General features: G+C 71.2%; 6 protein-coding genes. 1 reads left to right on the top strand and 5 read right to left on the bottom strand.

What is annotated here, in order from left to right; all coding sequences use genetic code 11:
* Nucleotides 1-61: 61 nt before the first annotated feature.
* From WS66_RS21115 to WS66_RS21135, 5 genes are read right to left on the bottom strand one after another with little or no spacing between them, the layout of a single operon-like run.
* Complete coding sequence (locus tag WS66_RS21115; RefSeq protein WP_059606728.1) at nt 62-2278, bottom strand: TonB-dependent siderophore receptor; 2217 nt, start codon at nt 2276-2278, stop codon at nt 62-64.
* 46 nt (nt 2279-2324) lie between these two features.
* Nucleotides 2325-3701 carry a lysine N(6)-hydroxylase/L-ornithine N(5)-oxygenase family protein gene (locus WS66_RS21120; protein ID WP_059606726.1) on the bottom strand — a complete coding sequence of 459 codons (1377 nt, stop codon included), beginning with the start codon at nt 3699-3701 and terminating at the stop codon, nt 2325-2327.
* A gap of 34 nt (nt 3702-3735) precedes the next feature.
* A complete protein-coding gene (locus WS66_RS21125) occupies nt 3736-4761 on the bottom strand; it encodes a GNAT family N-acetyltransferase (protein WP_059606725.1) in 1026 nt (341 codons plus the stop codon).
* Nucleotides 4751-9745, bottom strand: a complete 4995-nt coding sequence (locus WS66_RS21130; protein ID WP_059606723.1) for a non-ribosomal peptide synthetase — start codon at nt 9743-9745, stop codon at nt 4751-4753. Before WS66_RS21130 ends, WS66_RS21125 begins: the two co-directional genes overlap by 11 nt.
* 9 nt (nt 9746-9754) lie before the next feature.
* On the bottom strand, nt 9755-19438 hold the full coding sequence (locus tag WS66_RS21135) for a non-ribosomal peptide synthetase (RefSeq protein ID WP_059606946.1): 9684 nt from the start codon (nt 19436-19438) through the stop codon (nt 9755-9757).
* A gap of 271 nt (nt 19439-19709) precedes the next feature.
* Here WS66_RS21135 and WS66_RS21140 point away from each other — a divergent pair, with 271 nt between their 5' ends.
* Nucleotides 19710-21455 (top strand): cyclic peptide export ABC transporter, encoded by a 1746-nt coding sequence (locus WS66_RS21140; protein ID WP_059606944.1) that lies wholly within the window; start codon nt 19710-19712, stop codon nt 21453-21455.
* Nucleotides 21456-21653: the final 198 nt, after the last annotated feature.

The raw sequence follows: 21653 nt of genomic DNA on the forward strand, positions 1-21653 counted from the left end.
ACGGCACCGCGGCCCGCCCGCGCCGGCCCGATGGCCGACCGGCGTGCCGCGGCGCGCGGCATCACCAGTTGTATTTCGCGGTGGCGATCACCGTGCGGTCGGTACCGAAAATGCAGACGCTCGTCGACTGGCAACCGCTGATGTAGTGGCGGTTGAACAGGTTCGTCCCGTTCACGGCAAAGCGCCAGTTGCGTGTGTCGTAATGCACGCCCGCGTCGAACAGCGTGTAGCTCGCGACCGTCAGCGAGTTGTCCGCCGCACCGGCCGACGCACTTTGGTAGCGCACGCCGCCGCCCAGGCCGAAGCCCGTGAGCGGCCCCGTGTGCCATGTCCAGTCCGCCCACAGCGACGCCATCTGACGCGGCCGCGGAATGTCGACCGGCCAGTTGTTCAGCGATGCGTCGTTGGCCTGCACGTTCTTCACGTCCTGGTAGACGTAGGACGCGATCAGCGACAGGTTCCGCGTGAGCTTGCCGGTCGCGTTCAGCTCGATCCCGCGCGAACGCACTTCACCGGTCTGGACCGACGTCGTGCCGGACGGATCGAGATTGAGCGGCGTCGGCGTGAGCACGTTGGTCTGGTTGATCTGGTAGATCGCCGCGCTCAGCATCAGGTTCTTGCCGGGCGGCTGCCAGCGCAAGCCGGCCTCGATCTGCTTGCCGCGCGTCGGTTGCGGCAGCCCGCCGCCATACAGGTTCACGCCGATCAGCGGGTTGAACGACGTCGCGTAGCTGACGTACGGCGACAGCCCGTAGTCGCCCTGGTACGTGAGGCCCACGCGGCCGGTGAACGCCGTGATGTCGGCCTTCGACTGCGTGCCGCCCTCGCGGTCGTCCATCCGCTGGTTCACCCAGTCCTCGCGGCCGCCGAGCGTCAGCGTCCAGCGATTCCACTTGACCTGGTCCTGCACGTACAGCCCGAACGTGTTCATCGTCGTGTACGTGTTGGTGCGGTACGTGGTGTTCGGCGGCGAGAACACGGACAGCGTGACCGGCGTGTAGACCGGGTTATAGATGTTCAGCGTCGGTGCGGCGGCCAGCCATTCGCTGTCGGTAGCGGTCTGCCGGTTGTACTGGAAGCCGAGCAGCAGCGTGTGCTCGAGCGGCCCCGTGCCGAAGCGGCCCTGCAAGTTGTTGTCGATGTCGAAGCGGCTGTAGTTTGTCTGGAACACGCCGGCCCAGCGGTTGATGTCAGTCAGGCTGCCGTCGGCGAAGCCCGCGCCGAACACGGAGCCGTTGTCGAGCGACAGGTGCATCCAGCGCACGTTCTGCCGGAACGTCCACATCGCGTTCAGGTTCCGCTCGAACTGGTAGCCGAGCGACCACTGCTTCTTGCGGTAGTAGTTGAAATCGGGGTCGCCGCCATAGACGTCCTTGTCGAGCTGCCCGTTCGGGTTCGGCTGCACCGTGCCTTGCGCCGGCAGGAAGTTCGACGAGATGTCGCCCCAGTCCTGCAGATACGTGGCGGACAGCGTCAGCGACGTATCCGCGTCCGGGCGCCAGCGGAACGACGGCGCGAGCGCGACGCGCTGGTCGTTGTTCGGGCCCGTCAGCGCGTTGCCGTCGCGGGCGACGCCGACGAACCGGTACGCGTACTTGCCGTCCGCGTCGAGCTTGTCGCCGACATCGATCATGAACTGCTTGCGCGCGTAGTTGCCGAACTGCACGCCGGCTTCGCGCACGCGTTCGCCGTCGGCCGTCTTGGTCTGCACGTCGATGATCGCGCCCGGGTCGCCGGCACCGTACAGCACCGACGTCGGTCCGCGCAGCACGGTGATGCTGTCGATCATGTACGGATCGACGCGCCAACTCGACAGGTTCAGCGTGTTCGGCACCTGCAGGCCGTTCACGTACGCGGTCGGCGTGAAGCCGCGCAGTGCCGCGTACCAGTCGGAGCGGTTGTCCGAGCCGTACGACGAGAAGCCCGGCACGTAGCGCAGCGCCGCGTTCACGTCGGTCGCGCCGGTCATCTCGATCTGCTGCGCGGTGACGACGTTGATCGTCTGCGGGATTTCGTTGATCGACGTATCGGTCTTGGTGCCGGTCCTGCTGCGCTTCGCGACGAGCCCGACCGTGCCGTCGCCGTCCGAGCCCGCGTTGACGTTGATCGCCGGCAGCGTGCCGGACGTCGCGCCGTTCTGCACATTGCCGGCCGACGCCGCGGCGCCTGCGTTCACGGCCGGCGCCGTCTGCGCGTATGCGTGCCCTGCCGCCATCCCGAACGCCACGCTCGCCGCGGCTGCGATCGCACGCACACGCGTGCCTGTTGCCCACTCCATCTTTCTCTGCTCCACTTTTCCGATGCGGTCTCCGACCGCGCCTTTGTCAAAGAGCGAAAGCCATGCGGCCCGCGCTCGCCCCGTCTTGATGTCGTTGTTCATGCAGTGCCCGGGTCGCGCCATCGTCATCGGCGGGCGCGGTCCCTTCTTCGAGCGACGCGCAGATTTCGTCCGCGCGGCGCGCCAGGACCGACAGCAGCGTGTCGGACAGGCCGTGGCTGTCTTCGCAGCAGCCTTGCAGGTAGATGCGCGGCGCGAAGTGCCCGGGTGTGGCGAGCAGGTAGTCGCGCGTGACGTCGCCGCGCGTGAGCGCATCGCCCAGATGCGGCGCGAGCCCTTCGAGCAGCGTCGAATGCGTGTCGCGCCGGTAGCCGGTCGCGAGCACGAGCGCGTCGAAGCGTTCGACGCGCGTCGCGCCGTTCATCCGGTCGCGCAGCGTCAGCTCGATGCGGCCGTCGGCGGTGCGCACCGCGGCCTCGATCGCGCTGTTCGCGAGCAGCGCATGGCGCGGCGTGCCGTCGATGCGCTGCAGGTACAGCATTTCGTAGATCTGCTCGATCAGCGGCCGATCGACCACCGCGTAGTTGGTGTCGCGATAGCGCTCGAGCAGCGCGCGGCGCGCGTCGTGCGGCTGCGCGTAGACGACGTCGGTGAACTCGGGGCTGAAGATCTCGTTGACGAACGGGCTGTCGTCGGCCGGTTTCAATGCACCTGCCCGCATCACGAGGCTCGCGTCGACGTGCGGGAAACGGCGCGCAAGGTCGATGAACACCTCGGCCGCGCTCTGCCCCGCGCCGATCACCGCGACGCGGCGGCGCTCGCCGTCCGGCGCTGCGACCAGCCGGTCGATGTCGGTCAGGTAGGACGACGAATGGAGCACGCGATCGCGGCCGAGCGCGGCGAACGCGTCCGGCACAGCCGGCGTGCCGCCGACGCCGACCGACAGCGCGCGCGTCACGCGCTGGCGCTCGCGGCCGGCCGCATCGCGCGACAGCACGCGCAGCGCGTCGATCCGCGCGCCGTCGCCGCGCACGGGCTCGATCGCGGTGACGGTTTCGCTGTAATGGACGTGCTCGTCGAATGCGTCGGCGACCCAGCTCAGATAGTCGTGGAATTCGATGCGGGTCGGATAGAAGTTCTTCAGGTTGACGAATTCGTTCAGCCGGCCGCGTTCGAACAGGTAGTTGATGAACGTGTAGCGGCTCTTCGGATCGCGCATCGTGACGAGATCCTTCAGAAACGAGATCTGCATCCGGCAGTCGTCAAGCAGCATGCCGCGGTGCCAGCCGAATTCCGGCTGGCGTTCGACGAAGCAATGCGCGAACGGGCGCGTGCCGTTGCGTTCCGCGAGGCGCACGGCCAGCGCCAGGTTCGACGGCCCGAAGCCGACGCCGATCAGGTCGAATACGGTTTCTCTCTGCATGTCTCTCAGCTCCCTTGTCGGTGAATCCGGCTCGTCAGACGTGACGGCCGGAGAAGAAGGTCTCGCGCAGCGTGCGCATCCACAGCGGCTGCCCGTCGGCAAGCGCCAGGCGGCGCTGCCGCGCGAAGCCGTGCCGCGCGAGGGTGTCGACGACCCGCGCGCGGCCGGCCGGGACCGCGCAGCCGACCGCTTCGGTGCGCGGATCGTCGAGGAACAGGTAATGCACGACCGACGGCAGCCAGCCCGCCACGCAATGCGGGCCGCGCCAGCGCGATTCCCCGACCAGCATCCGCAGTCCGCGGTCGTAATCGCGCGCGCCGACGTGCGGCGCGAGCGGGTCCTCCTTCAGCCAGAACGCCTCGACGTACGCGAAGGGTTCGCCGTCGAAGCAGCCGACGAGCGGGCTCACGTGCGGATCGGCATCGGGCGCCGTGCCGTGTGCGCCGGGCTGCGTGCCCGGCCAGCCGTCGCGCACGCGCGGCGCGTCGAACCAGTTCGCCAGGCGCGTGGCGTCCTCGCCCGGCTGCCAGCCGCGCAGCGTGAAACGCACGCCGAGTGCCGGCAGGTCGCGCGCATACACGTCACCGCGCGGCGCGGGCGGCCGGCGCGGATGCCGCCGGCCGTCGGTCAGCATCGGCAGCGTCGCGCATGGCAGCGGCGTGCCGACGCGCCACAGATCGGCTTGCTGCGCCCAGCCTTCACGCATGCACAGGCCGCCGTCGCCGAGCACGCCGCTCGCGCGCAGCGCATCGAGCGCGACCGCCGGCCACGCGGCCGGGTCGAGCCGGATCGCCGCGCGGCGCGCGTCGTCGGAAAACGCGGCGGCGAGCGCGGCCAGCAGCGCGCGGCGCTGGTCGCCCGGCGCCGCGCGATGGTTGTACGCGACGAGGCGCAGCGTGCCGTCGTCCGCGAGCTGCGCGCGCAGCAGCTGCGCGCCGATGCCGTCGCCCTGCGCGACGCGGATCTCCGCGTCGTCGCGTACGGAGAACAGGCCGTCCGCGAACGCGAGTCGGCACGTATCCGGCATCGTGAATCCGTCCGGACGCACTTCAGCCAGCATCGGGCACCTCCTGCTCCGTTTCGGCCGACGCATCGATACGCGCGCCGAGCGCCGCGAGCGTCGGCGACGCGAATACGTCGGCCACCGTCAGCGCGAGCCCGGCGCGGCCGGCCGCATCGACGAAGCGCACCACGTCGAATGAAGTCGCGCCCGCTTCGAACAGATCGGCACAGGGTGCGGGTGCGGCCGTCGCGAACGTGTCCGACCACAGCGCGGCGAGCGCGGCTGCCGCGTCCGGCGCGCACGATGTCGTCATGACCTGCATCGCCGCGCCGCCGGCCGGTGCGACTGCGACCGCCGCCGACGCGGCGAACAGCGCGTCGGGCGCGCCGAGCGCCGCTTCCGGCGCACCGGCGAAACGCGCGACCTCGTCGTGATAGAGGTCGACGAGCGCGTCGACGAAATCGCCGTCGAGCAGTTCGTCCGCATACGAGAACGCAGCGCTCACGCTGCCGTCCGGATGCTCGACGACGTCCAGCTCGAGCGTGAACACGACGCGATGACGCACGTCATCGAACTCGGCAAGCGACAAGCCGGCCCAGTCGCGTGCGGCGGCACCGGTCGGACGCAGGTAGTTGAACATCACCTGGAACAGCGGATTGGCCTGCGCGGCACGCGGCGCGCGCAGCGCGGCGACGACGTCGGCGAACGGCACGTCGGCGTGCGCATACGCGGCGAGCGCCGTATCGCGCACCTGCGCGAGCACGTCCGAGCGGCAGGCTGAGGTGTCGAGCCGTGTGCGCACGACCACGGAATTGATGAAAAGACCGAGCGCATCGCGCGCGGCATCCCCCGTCAGCTCGCGCGTCGATGCCAGGACGCCGACCGGCTGATCGGCCGCACCGGTCACGCGGAACAGCGCGGTGTTGAGCGCCGCGTGCAGCAGCATCGGCAGTGTCGCGTGCGCGGCCGACGCGGCGTCGCGCGCGGCACGGATCAGCGATGCGTCGAATTCGAACGCGATGCGCGCCGCACGCCATTGCGGGACGGCCGGCGCGTTTGCGCGCTGTGGCAGCACGGGCGGCGGCAGGTCGGCCAGCGCGTCGCGCCAGTACGCGACGCGGGCCGGGTGGCACGGCGCGGGCAGCACGAGCGACGTGTTTCGAGGCGGCGTCGATACCGATTCCGCCCCGCCACGCACCAGATCGACATAGCCTGCGCGCACCGCGTCGAGCCACAGCTCGATCGATTCGCCATCCGACACGATGTGATGGATCGTCACCGACAACACGTGATCGTCCGCGCCGAGCCGCAGCACGCGTGCGCGCCACAGCGGCGCATCGGCCGCGAGATCGAACGGCGCGAGTGCGTCGGCATTGGTCAGCGCCGCCGCGCGGGCGAGCGCATCGGGCAGCGCGGACAAGTCGACGAGCGGCAGCGCGACGGGCGGCGCGATGTCGATCCGCTGGCCCGGCGGCATGCCGTCGCGCGCGACGAGCCGCGTGCGCAGCGCCGGGTGCGCGGCCGCCGCAGCCGAGAACGCGGCGCGCAGTGCATCGACGTCGAGCGGGCCGCGCACGCGCAGCGCGACCGGAATGTTGTATGCGGCGCTGTCCGGCTGCGCGCGCCACAGGAACCACAGGCCGAGCTGCGCGGGCGACAGCGGCCATACGCCGAACGCATCGGGTTTGACCACCGCGATGCCCGGTACGGCGGCACCGGCGTGCGCGGCGCGCGGCGCATCGGCCACGTGGCGTGCGTATTGCGCGAGCACCGGCGCTTCGAACAAGGCGCGCACCGGCACGTCGCGGCCGAGCCGCTCGGCGACGCGCGTCGCGACGCGCACCGCCGCCAGCGAATGGCCGCCGAGTTCGAAGAAGTGATCGCGGCGACCGACGCGCTCGACGTTCAACACGTCGCGCCAGATCGCCGCGAGTGCGGTTTCGTCGCCGTCGTGCGGCGTTTCGTATGCGCGTTCGACGCGCACGGGCGCCGGCAGCCGCGCACGGTCGACCTTGCTGTTCGCGTTGCGCGGCAGCGCGTCGAGCACGATCAGTTGCGCGGGCACCATGTAGTCAGGCAGCGTGCGGCGCAGATGCGCGTCGAGCGTCGCGGCTTCGACCGGTTGCGCGGCCGCTTGCGCGTCGGCGGTCAGTTCGACGTAGGCGACGAGCTGCGCCTGCGCGCCCTGCCCGTGCACGACCGCGCACGCTTCGCGCACCGCGTCGTGCGCAGCCAGCTGCGCCTCGATCTCGCCGAGCTCGATGCGCAGCCCGCGCAGTTTCACTTGATGATCGACGCGGCCGATGAAGTCGAACACGCCATCCGCGCGACGCCGCACGAGGTCGCCCGTGCGATACAGGCGCGCGCCCGGCGCACCGTAAGGATCGGGCACGAAGCGCTCGGCCGTCAGCGCGGGACGATCGAGGTAGCCGCGCGCGACGCCGATCCCCTCGCCGCCCAGGTACAGTTCGCCGATCACGCCGACCGGCAGCGGATGCAGCCGCGCGTCGAGCACGTGCGCGGTGCGCGCGCCGACCAGCGTGCCGATCGGCAGATACGCGGTGTCGCCCAGCTTCGCGAGATCGTCGCCGGGGCGGAACATCCACAGCGTCGGCGTGATCACGGTTTCGGTCGGGCCGTAGCCGTTGACCACGCGCACGTTCGGCATCGCGCGGCGCAGCATCGCGAACGCTTCGCGCGAGGTGGCTTCGCCGCCGACGGTCAACGAGCGCAACGTCGGCGGCGCGCCGTGCACGAGCGCCCATTCGGCGAGCTGCGCGGCGCAGCCGGGCGGCACGTAGGTCATCGTCACGCCGTCGCGAATCATCATCGCGCAGGTCTGCGCGGGCGGCCACAGCACGTCGGCCGTCACCGACACCGCGGCACCTGACAGGTATTGCGAAAACCAGCCTTCATGCGCGCCGTCGAAGTTGACCGACTGGAACAGCAGGAACACGTCGTTCTCGCCCGCGCCATAGCGCTCGGCGATCGCCACGCAATGCCGCGCGAACGCCGCGTGATCGACGATCACGCCTTTCGGCTTGCCGGTCGAGCCCGACGTGTAGATCGCGTATGCCGCATAACCGGGCAGCACGTCCGGCAGTGCGACGTCCGCGGCTTCGTCGAGTGCGTCGACTTCGTCCGCGCGCCAGACGCGTAGTGCCGGCAGCTCGGGCAGCGATGCGGCGCTCGCGCCGTCGGTCAGCACGTGCGCGATGCCCGCATCGCCGACGATCTGCGCGAGGCGTTCGCGCGGATGGGCCGGATCGAGCGGCACGAACGCGGCGCCCGACTTCAGCACCGCGATCAGCGCGACCAGCAGGTCGACCGAACGCTGCAGCGCGACGCCGACGCGCATTTCGGGCCGCATGCCGGCCGCGACGAGGTTGCGCGCGATGCGCGCCGCGCGCGCGTCGACCTCACCGCGCGTCAGCGCGCGATCGATGTCGGCGACACCGCGTGCGTCGGGCCGCGCGTGCGCCTGCGCGGCGATGCGCGCGTGGACCGGGACGAACGGCTCGGCTTCGGCCGCGCCCGCCGGCGCGTTCCACGCGAACAGTTGCGCACGTTCGTCGGCCGGCAGCCAGTCGAGATCGCCGATCGGCACGTCGGGGCGCGCGAGCGCATCGGCGAGCAGCGTGACGAAGCGCGCGGCCAGCCGCGCGATCGCATCGCCGTCGAACAGGTCGAGCGCATGGATGAACGCGGCATCGAACGTGCCGTCGGGCGTCGCCTCGACGGAAAGCGTCAGGTCGAATTTGGCGGACGGCGTGCCGGACGGCAGCAAGGTTGCCGCTGCCGCGCCCAGCGCCGGCAGCGCGCGGCGCTCGCCGTACGCGGCCATCACCTGGAACAGCGGATGGTGGCTCGCGCTGCGCGGCACGCCGAGCGCGTCGACGATCTGCTCGAACGGCACGTCCTGGTGCATCTGCGCATCGACGAGCGCGCACTGCGTACGCGCGACCAGCGACGAGAAATCGCCGTGCGCGGGCACGTCGACGTCGATCGCGAGCGTGTTGACGAAGAAGCCGATCAGGCCGGCCGTTTCCGCGCGTTCGCGGTTCGCGGCCGGCACGCCGACGCAGATCCGCGCGTCGCCGGTCGCACGCGCGAGCAGCGCGTCGAGCGCCGCGAGCAACACCGCGAACGGCGTCGCGCCCGACGCGGCTGCGAACGCACGCAGCCGCGCACCGATGCGCGCGTCGAGCGAAAACACGTGACGTGCGCCGCGCGCGCTGCGGCGAGCGGGCCGCGCGGCTGCGCCGGGCAGCGTCAGCACGCCGCGCTGCGGGTCGAGCCGCTCGCGCCAGAACGCCAGTTGCCGGTCGCGCTCGCCGGCATCGAGCCAGCGGCGCTGCCACAGCGCGTAGTCCGCGTACTGGATCGGCAGCGGCGCGAGCGGTACGGGTTCCCCCGACGCATACGCGCGATAGAACGCCGCGAGTTCAAACAGCATCACGTCCGACGACCAGCCGTCCGACACGATGTGATGAACGGTCAGCGCGAGCCAGTGTTGCGTCGCGTCGAAGCGGATCAGGTGTGCGCGCACGAGCGGTGCCGCGCCGAGATCGAACGGCTCGGCTTCATCGGCCATTGCGACGCTTTCGGCGCGCGCGACGCGCTGCGCGTCGGGCAACGCTTCGAGATCGGTCTCGCGCCAGGGGCAGCGCAGCGGCGGATGGATCGTCTGCGCGACGCCGTCCTCCGCTTCGTCGAAGGTCGTGCGCAGCGCTTCATGGCGCGCGATCAGCGCGTCGCACGCGAGCCGCAGCGCATGCGCGTCGAGCGGGCCCGTCAGCGCGAGCCGCTCGGTGATGTGATACGCGTGAGGCGCGTCGATCAACCGCGCGTGCAACCACAGCCGCGTCTGCGCGAACGATGCCGGCACGCGGTCGGCGCGCGGCGTGCGTGGCGGGATCGGCAGCATGCGGAAGTCGATGCCGGCCGCGCCGAGCTTGTCGATGAACACCGCGCGCTGCGCGTCCGGCAGTTGCGTGAAGCGCGTCGCAAGCGCGAGCCAGTCGGGTTGAGCCTTCGTCATTCGTTATCCTTATTGGGCTTCCAGTTCGCCGAGCAGCGCATCGATCGCGCTCGCCGCGTCGGTCTCGCCGCGTGCCGCGCAGGCCGCGTCGATCGCGTCCGCGCAGCGTGCAAGCGTGCGGGTGTCGAACAGCGTGCGCAGCGGCAGCGCGAGGCCCCAGTGCAGGTTCGCCTGCGCATGGGCCTGCGTCGCGAGCAGCGAGTGGCCGCCGAGCAGGAAGAAATCGTCGTCGCGGCCGATCGCGTCCACGTGCAGCACGCGCTGCCAGATCGCCGCGAGCGCGCGCTGCGTGTCGGTTGCTAGCTCGACGGCCGCGATCGCCTCGCGCACCGGCGCGGGCAACGCATGGCGGTCGCACTTGCCGTTCGGCGTGACCGGCAGCGCGTCGAGTTCGATCAGCTGCGACGGCACCATGTAAGCCGGCAACTGCGCGCGCAGTGAATCCAGTAACGCGGCACGGTCGAGCGGCCCCGAGTCGCCACATGCGACATAGCCGATCAGCTGCTCGTCGCGCACGATCACGACCGCGTCGCGCACGCCGGGCGCGGCGCGCAGCAGCGCCTCGATCTCGCCCGGCTCGATCCGCTGGCCGCGCAGCTTCACCTGCATGTCGACGCGGCCGAGGTAGTCGAGCGCGCCGTCGGCGCGACGCCGCGCGAGGTCGCCGGTGCGATACATGCGGGCGCCGGGCACGAACGGATCGGGCACGAAACGCTCGGCGGTCAGCCCCGGGCGGCCGAGATAGCCACGCGCGAGGCCCGCGCCCGCCAGATACAGTTCGCCGGTCGCGCCGGCCGGCACGCTCTGCCACGCCGCGTCGAGCACGTGCAGTTGCAGGTTCGCGATCGGATGGCCGATCGGCACTGCGACGGCGCTGGCGTCGTCGGGGCCGCAGGTCCAGTGCGACACGTCGATCGCGGCTTCCGTGGGCCCGTACAGGTTCACGAGCGTCGCGTTCGGCACGAGGCGCGCGACCTTCGCGACGAGTTCGGGCGCGAGCGCCTCACCGCTCGCGACGATCAGGCGCACGCTGTCGCATTGCGCGGCGGCCGAAAAATCGTCGAGATACGCGGCGAACGCGGCCAGCATCGACGGCACGAAGTGCAGCACCGTCACGCCGTGCGCATGGACCGCGGCCGCGAGGCGGGCCGGATCGCGGTGGTCGCCGGGCGCGGCGATCGCGAGCTTCGCGCCGGTCGCGAGCGGCCACACGAATTCCCACACCGACACGTCGAAGCCGAACGGCGTCTTGTGCAGCACGACGTCGTCGGGCGTCAGCCGGTACGCGTGCTGCATCCACGCGATCCGGTTCGCGAGCGCGCCGTGCGTGTTGCCGGCGCCCTTCGGCTTGCCGGTCGAGCCGGACGTATAGATCAGGTACGCGAGCCGTGCGTCGTCAATGTCGGTTGCGACGTCGGCGGCGGCATCGGCCACTTCGCACGCCTCGTCCGCAAGCAGATCGGCCACCGTCAGCAGTTGCGTCGGCGCTTCGTCGCCGAGCGCGGCCTCGACCTGCTCGCGCAGATGCGCCTGCGTGATCGCGACCGCGGGCTGCGCGTCGCGCAGCAGGTACGCGATGCGCTCGGCCGGATAGTCGGGATCGACCGGCAGGTACGCGGCGCCGGCCTTCAGCACGCCGACGAGCGCCGTCACCATGTCGAACGAACGCTCGACGCACAGCGCAACCGGCGTGTCGGGCCGCACGCCGCGCCTGCGCAATGCGGCGGCGACGCGTGTCATGTTCAGGTCGAGCTCGCGATAGGTCGCGCGCTGCACGCCACCGTGGACATCCGCGTATTCGAGCGCGATCGCGTCGGGCGTTGCCCGTGCGGCGGCCGCGAATTGCAGATGCAGCGGCTGCCGTTGCGCATCCGGCCACGTCCGCGCGGTGTCCTGCGCGCGCGCCAGTGCGTCGCGCGTCGCGTCGTCGGCGATCGACAGCGTGCCGAGCAGCGCGTGCGGCGTGCGGACCAGCGCATCGAGCGCACATGCGAACGCGCGGTGCCAGCGCTCGACCTGATGCGCGTCGACGCGTGCGGTGTCGTATCCGTAGTCGATCGTCAGTTCGGCGCCGCTCTCGATCACGAGCGTCAGCGCGAAATCGGTCGACTCGATGCTGCGCACGCCGCTCAGTGTGAGTGCGCGCGAATCGGCGTCGAGCACCGCCTCGTCGACGGGATAGTTCTCGAACACGACCAGCGTGTCGAACAGTGCGCCGCCGGCGCCGCGTGCCCAGCGCTGGATGTCGGCGAGCGGCGTATGCGCATGCTCGGCGGCAGCCGCGTTTTCGCGTTGCAGCGCTTGCAGCCAGTCGGCTGCGCGTTGTTGCGGCGCGGGTGCCGTGATAACCGGCAGCGTGTTGATGAAGAGACCGAGCACCGTGTCGACGTCCGCGAGCGCATCGGGACGGCCCGCGACGGTCGCGCCGAACGCGACGGCCGGCTGGTGCGTCATGCGCTGCAGCGCGAGCGCCCAGGCGCCCTGCACCAGCGTGTTGACGGTCAGCTTCAGCGCCCGCGCCGTTTGCGCGACACGCGTCGTCGCCGCCGCGTCGATCGTCGCGCGCCACGTGACCATGTCGGCATCCGCACGGTCGGCCACGCGCTCGGCGATCAGCGTCGGTGCGTCGAGACGCGCGAGCCGCCCGGTCCAGAACCGCTCGTCGGCCTCGCGGTCGCGCGTGCCGAGCCACGCGATGAAGTCGCGATAGCGCAGCGCCGGGCGGCGCTCGAACGGCGACACCGCGTCGGGGTCACGATAGTCGCGCAGCACGTCGCCGAGCAGGCGCGCCGTGCTCCACCCGTCGAGCAGCACGTGGTGGCGCGTCCACACGACGCGCCACGCGTCGTCCGTCACGCGGATCAGCGTGAGCCGCATCAGCGGCGGCTCGAGCCAGTCGAAGCCGCGTTCGCGGTCGGCCGCGAGCCACGCGTCGAAATCGGTGTCCAGCGCGTCGCCGCGCGTGCGCCAGTCGAGCTGTTCGACCGGCATCCGCGCGTGGCGATGCACGCATTGCAGCGGTGCGGCCTCGTCGGGCATCACGCTGGTGCGCAGGATATCGTGGCGTGCGATGGATGCGGCGAATGCGGCCACGAGCCGGTCGGCATCGAGCGCCGTCGCGGTCGCGACGAGCTGGTTCACGTAGCTTGCATGACCCGGCGCGAACAGCGCATGGAACAGGATCCCCTGCTGCATCGGCGACAGCGGATACATGTCGTCGATCGTGCGCCAGTCGAGCGGCGCGCGCTCGATCGCGGCCTGCGTGAGGCCGGCGGCCCGCGCGAGCGGGAAATCGCCCGGCGTCGCACCGCCGCCGCGATGCGCGACACGCGATGCGCATGCGTCGGCGAGTTCGCGCAGCGCGGCGGCAAAGCGATCCGCGAATGCATCGATCGTCGCGCGCTCGAACTGCGGCGTGCCGTATACCCAGTGAACCTTCAGCGTGCGTGTGCCGTCGCGGTCGGTATCGACGTATGCGTGAATCGCGAGCGTGTTGCCGAGCGGCCCTTGCGGGTCACGCTCGATGCCGGTGCCACCGAAGCGCGGCACGAGCGTCGCGTCGCGCGGCGCGTCGAACTGGCCGAGATAGTTGAACGTGACGCGCGGACGCGGCACGGCGGCCAGCGCCGCACGCGTCGCCGCGTCGCCGTAGTGCGCGAGCACGCCGAAGCCGAGCCCCTTGTGCGGCACCGCGCGCAGCGTGTCCTTGACGGCGCACAGCGTGTCGCGCGCGGTGGCTTCGACCGGCAGCGTGACCGGATAGTGGCTCGTCAGCCAGCCGATCGTGCGACTCGCGTCCGCATCATCGAACAACGCCTCGCGGCCATGCCCCTCGAATTCGATGCGGCACGACGCGGCGCCGTCGGCACCGGCCAGCGCCAGTGCGAGCGCCGCGCCCAGCAGTTCGATCGTCTGCGTGCGATACGCCGCGTGCGCGTCGGTCAGCGCGGCGCGGGTCAGCGCCGCGTCGATCGTCTGCACGACGACGGCCGTGTCGGCGTTCGTCGCGGGTGCGTCGGGATGATCGGGCACGAGGTCGTCGCCCTGCGCCATGCCGGCCCAGTAAGCCGTTTCAGCGGCGAACGGCGATGCCGGTTCCGTCGCGGCACGCGCGAGGCGCGCGGCCCAGGCATCCGCACGCAAGCCCGGCGGCGACAGGCGAACCGGCGTGCGTTCGCATGCGGCGCGATACGCGGCGTCCAGATCGTCGAGCAGGATGCGCCACGACACGCCGTCGACGATCGCGTGATGAATCGCCAGATACAGCTGTGTCGCGCCGTCCGGCAGCCGCGCCGCACATGCGCACGCGAGCGGCCCGCGGCCGAGATCGAGGCGGCGCTGCAAGGCGTCGAAGCGCGCCAGCGCGTCGCCTTCGTCTTGCGCGGCGACCTCGACGAACGGGAGTGCGTCGTACGGTTTCGCTGCATCGCGCGCGTGCCAGTGGCCATCCGCACTGTGTGCAAAGCGCTGGCGGAAGGCGTCGTGATGCGTGAGCAGCGCGTCGAACGCGCGCGCGAATGCATCAGCGTCGAACGGATCGCGCACGTCGAACGCGACCGACTGGTTCCAGTGGCCCGGATGCGGCACGTCGAGCGCGAAGAAGCGCTGCTGCGCGGGCGTCAAGATCGTCGCCGCGGCAGCCGCGGTAGCCGTTGCGGCCTGAGCCGGCGCGGACGATATCGTTGCCGGCGCTGCAGCGGCGACGTCCCCGGTTTTCGCGATGCGCGCGAGTTCCGCGACCGTCGGGCCGTCGAACAGCTGCTTCGGCGTGAAGCGCACGCCGCGCTTGCGGGCGCGTGCGATCACCTGCAGCACCAGAATCGAATCGCCGCCGAGCTCGAAGAAGTTGTCGTCGCGGCCGACGTGCGGCACCTTCAGCACCGCCTGCCAGACTTCGGCGAGCGCCGTTTCGACCGGGCCCCGCGGCGCGGCGCCGGCGGCAACCGCCACCGGCGCGGCGGCCAGTTCGCGCAGCGCCGCGCGATCGATCTTGCCGTTCGCGGTCACCGGCAGGCGAGCGAGCGCGACGAACTGCGCGGGCACCATGTAGTCGGGCAGCGTCGCGCCGAGTGCCGCGCGCATGGCGGCCTCGTCGAATGCCGCGCCGTCGCGCATCACGACGAACGTCGCGAGCCGCAGGCGGGCGTCGTGCTCGATCGCGAGCGTCTCGGCTTGCGCGACCGGGCCGGCCGCGCGCACGGCCGCACTCACTTCGCCCGGTTCGACGCGATAGCCGCGAATCTTCACCTGGTCGTCGATGCGGCCGAGGAATGCGAGACGGCCGTCCGCGCGCAGGCGCACGCGGTCGCCGGTGCGATACAGGCGCGCACCGGGCGTGAACGGATCGGGCACGAAGCGCTCGGCGGTCTGCGCCGGCCGGTTCAGGTAGCCGCGCGCCACGCCCGGCCCGCCCAGATACAGCTCGCCCGTTGCACCGGCCGGCACGCACGCGCCGAACGCGTCAAGCACCAGCGCGCGCGCATTCGGCAGCGGCCGGCCGAGCGGCACGGCGCTCGCGGGGTCGCGCGCATCGGCGCCGATCGACGCGGTGTCGCACGCGATCGCGCCGACGGTCGCTTCGGTCGGCCCGTAATGGTTGATCACGCGACAGGCCGGCGCGAGCGCGGCCAGGCGCGCGACGAGTGCCCACGTCAGCGTTTCGCCGCCGGTCACGAGTGCGTGGCGCGGCAGCACGTCGGCCGGCACGCGCGCATCGAGCAGCGCCTGCAGATGGCTCGGCACGATCTTCAGCACGCCGACGTCGCGGCGGCGCATCTCGTCCGCGAACAGGTCCGGATCGAACGCGCACGCGGCCGGCAGCAGGTGCAGCGTGCGGCCCGCGCACAGCGCGCCGAACAGCGTCGTGTGGCCGAGGTCGGCGGCGACGGTCGACACCATCGCGAACGACGCGTCCGGTGCGAACGCGAGCTCGTCGAGCATCCCCTGCACGTAATCGGCCAGTGCGCCGTGCGACACGACGACGCCCTTCGGCGTGCCGGTCGAACCCGACGTATAGATCAGATAGGCGCCCTGCTCGGGATGCGGCGCGACGCGTACGTCGCCCGCATGCGCGAGCGTCGCGTCCTGCGCGAGTGTGTCGACGTCGAGCGGCTGTGCTGCGCTGCCGGCCGGCCACGCGGCCACATCCCGGCCCTGCGCGACGAGGGCCCAGCGCGCGCCGCAATCGGCGCCTGCGGCCGCGATCCGTGCGGCCGGCTGGGCCGGGTCGAGCAGCACGGCCAGCGCGCCGGCCTTCAGTGCGCCGAGCAGGCCGACGACGAAGCGGGCCGAGCGCTCGATGCAGACGATGACGGGTGCTTCGGCCGCCGCGCCGCGCAACTTCAGCGCATGCGCGATGCGGTTCGACGCGTCGTCGAGTTCGGCGAACGTCAGCGACGCCGACGCATCGACGAGCGCGACGCGATGCGGATACGCGGCAGCCTGCCGCGCGAAGGCGGCGACGATGTCGGCGTGCTCGACGTTCAGCGCACGGCCGTCGCGCGGCAGGCGCGACGCCGGAGAGGCATCGCACGGCAGCGCGGCCGTCGTGCGGTGCGGTTCATGTGCGGCCGTCGCGACGAGCGCTGCATAGCTGTCGAGCCACGCGCGCGCGGTGTCGGCATCGATGCAGTCGGTTGCATAGGCGGCGACCAGTTCGATTCCGTGCGCGTCGTCGGTGAAATCCAGTGCGAAGTCGAAGCGCGCGGCGAGATCGGGCCCCGGCGTCGCAACCGCGGTCGCGCCCGGCAGCACGCTGTCGTGCCGTGCATCGAACTGCTGCGCGAACTTCACGCGCAGCCATTCGTCGCCGCGCTTGACGGGCGGCTTCACCGCATCGACGACGCGCTCGAACGGCACGTCCTGGTGCGCGACCGCATCGAGCGCCGCCGTGCGTGCCGCGTCGACCAGCGCGCGGAACGGCAGCGTCGGCGCCACCCGCACACGCAGCGCGACCGTATTCAGGAACAGTCCGAGCAGCGCGCGCGTTTCCGGGCGCTGGCGATGCGCAACCGGGACCGCGACGACCACGTCGGTCTCGCCTGTCAGGCGCGACAGCCATGCGTCGAGTGCGGCCAGCAGCACCGTGAAGACCGTTGCCTGCGCGTCGCGCGCGAGACGCCGGATGTCGGCAGCGACCGCGTCGGGCAGGCGGACCGACACGCGCGCGCCCTGCAGCGTGCGCGTCGCGCCCGGCTGGCGATCGACCGGCAGCGCAAGCGGGCCCGGCACGTCGCGCAATGCACCGCGCCAGTAGTCGAGCTGACGCTCGCCTTCGCCGCCGGCAAGCATGTCGCGCTGCCAGTCCGCATAGTCGGCGTACTGGATCGGCAGTGCCGGCAACGACGGTTCGCGGCCTTCCGCGTACGCGCGGTACGCGGCCGACAGCTCGTCGAATGCGCAGCGCGAGCTCCAGCCGTCGGTGATCGCATGGTGCGCGGTCAGGAGCAGCCGGTGGCGATCGTCGGCGAGCGCGACGAGCGTCGCGCGCAGCAGCGGCCCGTCCGACAGATCGAACGGCATGCCTGCGTCGCGCTCGGCGATGCGCGCGGCTTGCGCGTCGCGTGCGGCCAGCGGTTGACCGCGCAGGTCGAGCGTCTCGATCGTAACGGGCAGATGCGCATGGATGCGCTGCATCACGATGCCGTCGTCGTTGTCGACGAGCGTCGTGCGCCACGCGTCGTGCCGCTCGATCACGTGATCGAGCGCGCGCTGCAGTGCGGCGTGGTCGAGCGCGCCGTCGATCGTCCAGTGCGCGGCGATGTGATACGCGGCGCTCGCGTCGCGCGTTTGCGCGAGCACCCAGAAGCGCTGCTGCGCGAGCGATGCGGCGCGATCGACGTACGGGGCGCCCGACGCAGCGGCATCGGCCGGCGCGCGGCGTGTGGCAATCGCGGCCAGCGGCTCGCCCGTTTCGCGTTCCGCGCGATCGACGTGCGCAGCCAGCTCAGCCAGCGCCGGATCGGCGAACAGCGTGTCGAGCCGCAGGTTCACGCGCAGCGCGGCACGGATCGCGGCCTGCAGTTGCATCGCGGCGAGCGAATCGGCGCCCAGCGAGAAGAAGCGGTCGTCGCGCGTCGGCGTCGCGTCGAGGCCGAGCAGCGTCTGCCAGAGGCCCGCGATCTGCTGCTCCGTCGGCGTGCGCGGCTCGTCGCCTGCGGATTGTTCGGTGTCGCGGACGCCGGCGATGCGCTCGCGTAGCGCGGCACGGTCGATCTTGCCGTTCAGCGTATACGGCAGCGCGTCGCAGCGCACGAAACGGTGCGGCTGCCACGCGGCGGGCAACAGCGCGCCCACGTGCGCCTTCAGCGTCGCATCGTCGGCGGCCGCGCGCAGCGCGACGCACGCGATCAGCCGCGTCGGCCCGTTGCCGGTTTCGGCGATCACGGCCGCGTCGGCCACCGCCGGGTGCGCACGCAGACACGCGGCGATTTCCGCGGGCTCCACACGCACGCCGCGCACCTGGACCTGGTCATCGAGACGGCCGAGATAATCGAACGCGCCGTCGGCGCGCTGGCGTGCGAGGTCGCCGGTTCGGTACACGCGGGCACCGGGTTCGCCGTGCGTATCGGGAATGAAGCGTTCGGCCGTCAGCGACGGGCGGCCGTGATAGCCGCGCGCGAGGCATACACCGCCGAGCAGCAGTTCGCCGCCCTCGTCGCCATCGATGCGCGCGACGCGCGGGCCGATCGCGCGACCGATCGGCAGCGATGCATACGCATCGTCGTCGGCCAGCACGGGCATTTCGCCCGGCTCGACCGGCCACAGCATCGGGGAGATCACGGCCTCGGTCGGCCCGTAGCCGTTGATCAGGCGAACCGACGGGAACGTACGGCGCACGAATTCGAATGCCTGTTGCGGCAGCGCTTCGCCGCCGAACGCGAGCACGCGCAACGCCGGCGGCACGCCGTCGCGCGCGGCGACGGCCGCGAATTCGCGCAGATACGCGGGCGGAAACGCGGCGACGCTGACGGATTCACTGACCATCAGCGCATGTGCGGCGTCCGGAGTGAACGGCTGCGGCGGCGCAATCGTCACGCTCGCGCCGACCGCGAGCGGCGCGAGCCAGCATTCGTGCGCGGCATCGAAATTGACCGACGCGAAATGCAGCAGGCGGTCGCCGCCCTCGATCGGCAGCGCGGCCGCGAGCGCGTCGCAATGCGCGGCGAGCGGCCCGTGCTCGACGACCACCGCCTTCGGCGTGCCGGTCGAGCCCGACGTGTAGATCATGTAGGCCGCCGAGCGCGGATGCACCGGCACGTCCTCGTCGTCGACGAAGGCGGCGGCACCTGCCTCCGCGGACATCGCGTCGAACGCGTGTTCGAACGGCGCGCCGAGCGCCGCGCGGCCGGCCGCATCGACGATCCCGTGGCGCAGTTGCGCATCGCGGACGATCCAGTCCAGGCGCGCGGCCGGATGACGCGGATCGAGCGGCACGAATACGCCGCCCGCTTTCAGCACGGCAAGCAGCGCGACGAACAGCTCGCACGAGCGTTCGACGCAGACGCCCACCCGCACTTCCGCGCCGACCCCGGCCGCGCGCAGCTGGCGGGCAAGGTGCGACGCACGCGCGTCGAGCGCGCCGCGCGACAGGCGCAGGTCGTTCTGGAAAGGCGCGGCGAGCGCGGGCGCGTCGGGCGCGCGGCGCGCCAGTTCGCGAATTCGGTGATGCAACGCAGTCGGGAAACTCGTCATGTGCGTGAAGTCCTTCGGTCCGGCCGCTTCGGCCAAGTCTCGGGGCCGCATGGGGCGGCTTCACTGGTGTGACGAACGGCGCGGCCGATTTTTTACCGTTTTGCGCGCAAAGCGAGAACGGATGCATTTTTTGAAGGCACGGCTAAATATTTGCGCGGCCCGTTCGTCTATCAGGGAGGAAAGCCGCGACTGGCCCGTCCCGCGCGCTGCTTTCGCATCAATCCCGCCGTTTCCGCAGGATTTGCCTGCCCTTCATTTACCGATGTTGCCGATGACCGCCGCCCACGAGCCTTCTTCCCCGCCGTCCCTCGACGCCTCCCCCGGCCGCCCCGCGGCCCGCCTGATCCTCGCGCTGCTGCGCGAAAGCCGCGCGTCGCTCGCGCTGGCGCTCGTCGCATGCGTGTTCAATGGCGTCGCGAGCGTGCTGCTCGTCGCGACGCTGAACCGCGCGCTCGCGACGCCCGGTGCGGCCGACGTGTCGCTCGCGTGGCGCTTCGCGCTGTGCGCGGTGATCGCGCTCGTCACGCGCATCGTGTCGGGCACGCTGTTCGCCCGGCTGTCGCAGGACACGATGGCGCGGCTGCGCGTGCATCTCGCACGGCGCGTCGGCGCGGCCGAGCTGCGCGACATCGAGCGGATCGGCGCGGCGCCTGTGCAGTCGGTGCTGACCGACGACGCGACCAACGTGTCGATGCTGTTCTTCGCGCTGCCGAACCTGGTGATGCACGGCTCGATCGTGTTCGGTTGCCTCGGCTATCTCGCGTGGCTGTCGTGGCCCGTGTGCCTGCTCGCGCTGACCGCGATCGTCGCGGGCTCGCTCGGCTATCACACCGGCGATCGCCGTGCGATCGCGTCGCTCGAGGCGGCCGGCCAGGCGCAGGATCGCCTGTTCGGCTATCTCGGCTCGTTGTTCTCCGGCGCGAAGGAGCTGAAGCTGCACGACGCGCGCGCGCGCCAGTTCGTCGACGGACAGCTCGGCGCGGCGATCGGCGAAGTGCGCGACCACCGCCGCCGCGCGTTCAGCGCGTATGCGGTCGGCGTCGGCTGGATCATCTTCCTGTTCTACGTGTTCCTCGGCGCGGCCGCGTTCTGGCCGCAACTGGGCGTGCATGCCGATGCAGGTACGGCGGCCGGCTACGTCGTCGTGTTCCTGTTCATGCTGGTGCCGCTCGACGGACTGCTGAACAACCTGCCGACCGTCAACGCGGCGCGCGTGTCGCTCGGGCGCATCGAGAGCGTGATGGCCGAATTCGGTGCGCTGCGCACGGTGCCGCCCGCCAGCGACGCCCCCGACGTACCGCCGGCCGGCGCCGTCACGCTGCGGGGCGTCACGCACGCGTATTTCCACGAGCGTGACGAACGGATGTTCCGGATCGGGCCGATCGACCTGACGATCCGGCCGGGTGAGCTCGTGTTCATCGTCGGCGGCAACGGCAGCGGCAAGACGACGCTCGCGAAGGTGCTGACGGGGCTCTACGAGCCGGAGGAAGGCGCGATCGAGGTCGACGGCCGGACGATCGGCTGGCGCGAGCGTGCTGCGTACCGTCAACGCTTCAGCGCGGTGTTCAACGATTTCCATCTGTTCGATGCGCTGCTCGGCATCGTCGATCCCGAAGATCCGGCGCGCGCACAGGCCGATGCGCGCGCGAACGCGCTGGTCGCGAAGCTCGCGCTCGATCACAAGGTGAAGGTCGTCGACGGCGCGTTCTCGAACCGCGCGCTGTCGACCGGGCAGCGCAAGCGGCTCGCGCTCGTCGTCGCGTATCTGGAGGACCGGCCGTTCTACCTGTTCGACGAATGGGCGGCCGACCAGGATCCGTCGTTCAAGGCGGTGTTCTACGAGCAACTGCTGCCCGAGCTGCGCGCGCGCGGCAAGGCCGTGATCGTGATCACGCACGACGACCGCTATTTCGATCTCGCTGATCGGCTGCTGAAGCTCGACAACGGGCAGATCGTCAGCGACACGACGCCCGCGCGGTCACGCGCACGGGACGGTGCCGATGCACTGAGCGCGTAAGCACGCGTGAACACCGGCCGCCTGCACGCGGCAATTGCGGCGCGCAGGCAGTCGGTGTTCGGCTCGGCGGAGCGCAACGGACTGGAAAATCCGAAAGGAAATATCGTTCGGCATACTGACGTATAGATGACGCCATCGGGACGCCGCGACACGCGATCAACTACGCGGCGCTCGGCCACGCGCTTCCCCTGCCCGCAA

This window comes from Burkholderia sp. LA-2-3-30-S1-D2 (assembly GCF_001523915.2).
Taxonomy (GTDB): Bacteria; Pseudomonadota; Gammaproteobacteria; order Burkholderiales; family Burkholderiaceae; genus Burkholderia; species Burkholderia diffusa.

What these genes read in the sequence shown, in the direction of transcription:
- WS66_RS21115 (WP_059606728.1), bottom strand. Translation starts at nt 2,278, where the DNA reads ATGGAGTGGGCAACAGGCACGCGTGTGCGTGCGATCGCAGCCGCGGCG.
- WS66_RS21120 (WP_059606726.1), bottom strand. Translation starts at nt 3,701, where the DNA reads ATGCAGAGAGAAACCGTATTCGACCTGATCGGCGTCGGCTTCGGGCCG.
- WS66_RS21125 (WP_059606725.1), bottom strand. Translation starts at nt 4,761, where the DNA reads ATGCTGGCTGAAGTGCGTCCGGACGGATTCACGATGCCGGATACGTGC.
- WS66_RS21130 (WP_059606723.1), bottom strand. Translation starts at nt 9,745, where the DNA reads ATGACGAAGGCTCAACCCGACTGGCTCGCGCTTGCGACGCGCTTCACG.
- WS66_RS21135 (WP_059606946.1), bottom strand. Translation starts at nt 19,438, where the DNA reads ATGACGAGTTTCCCGACTGCGTTGCATCACCGAATTCGCGAACTGGCG.
- WS66_RS21140 (WP_059606944.1), top strand. Translation starts at nt 19,710, where the DNA reads ATGACCGCCGCCCACGAGCCTTCTTCCCCGCCGTCCCTCGACGCCTCC.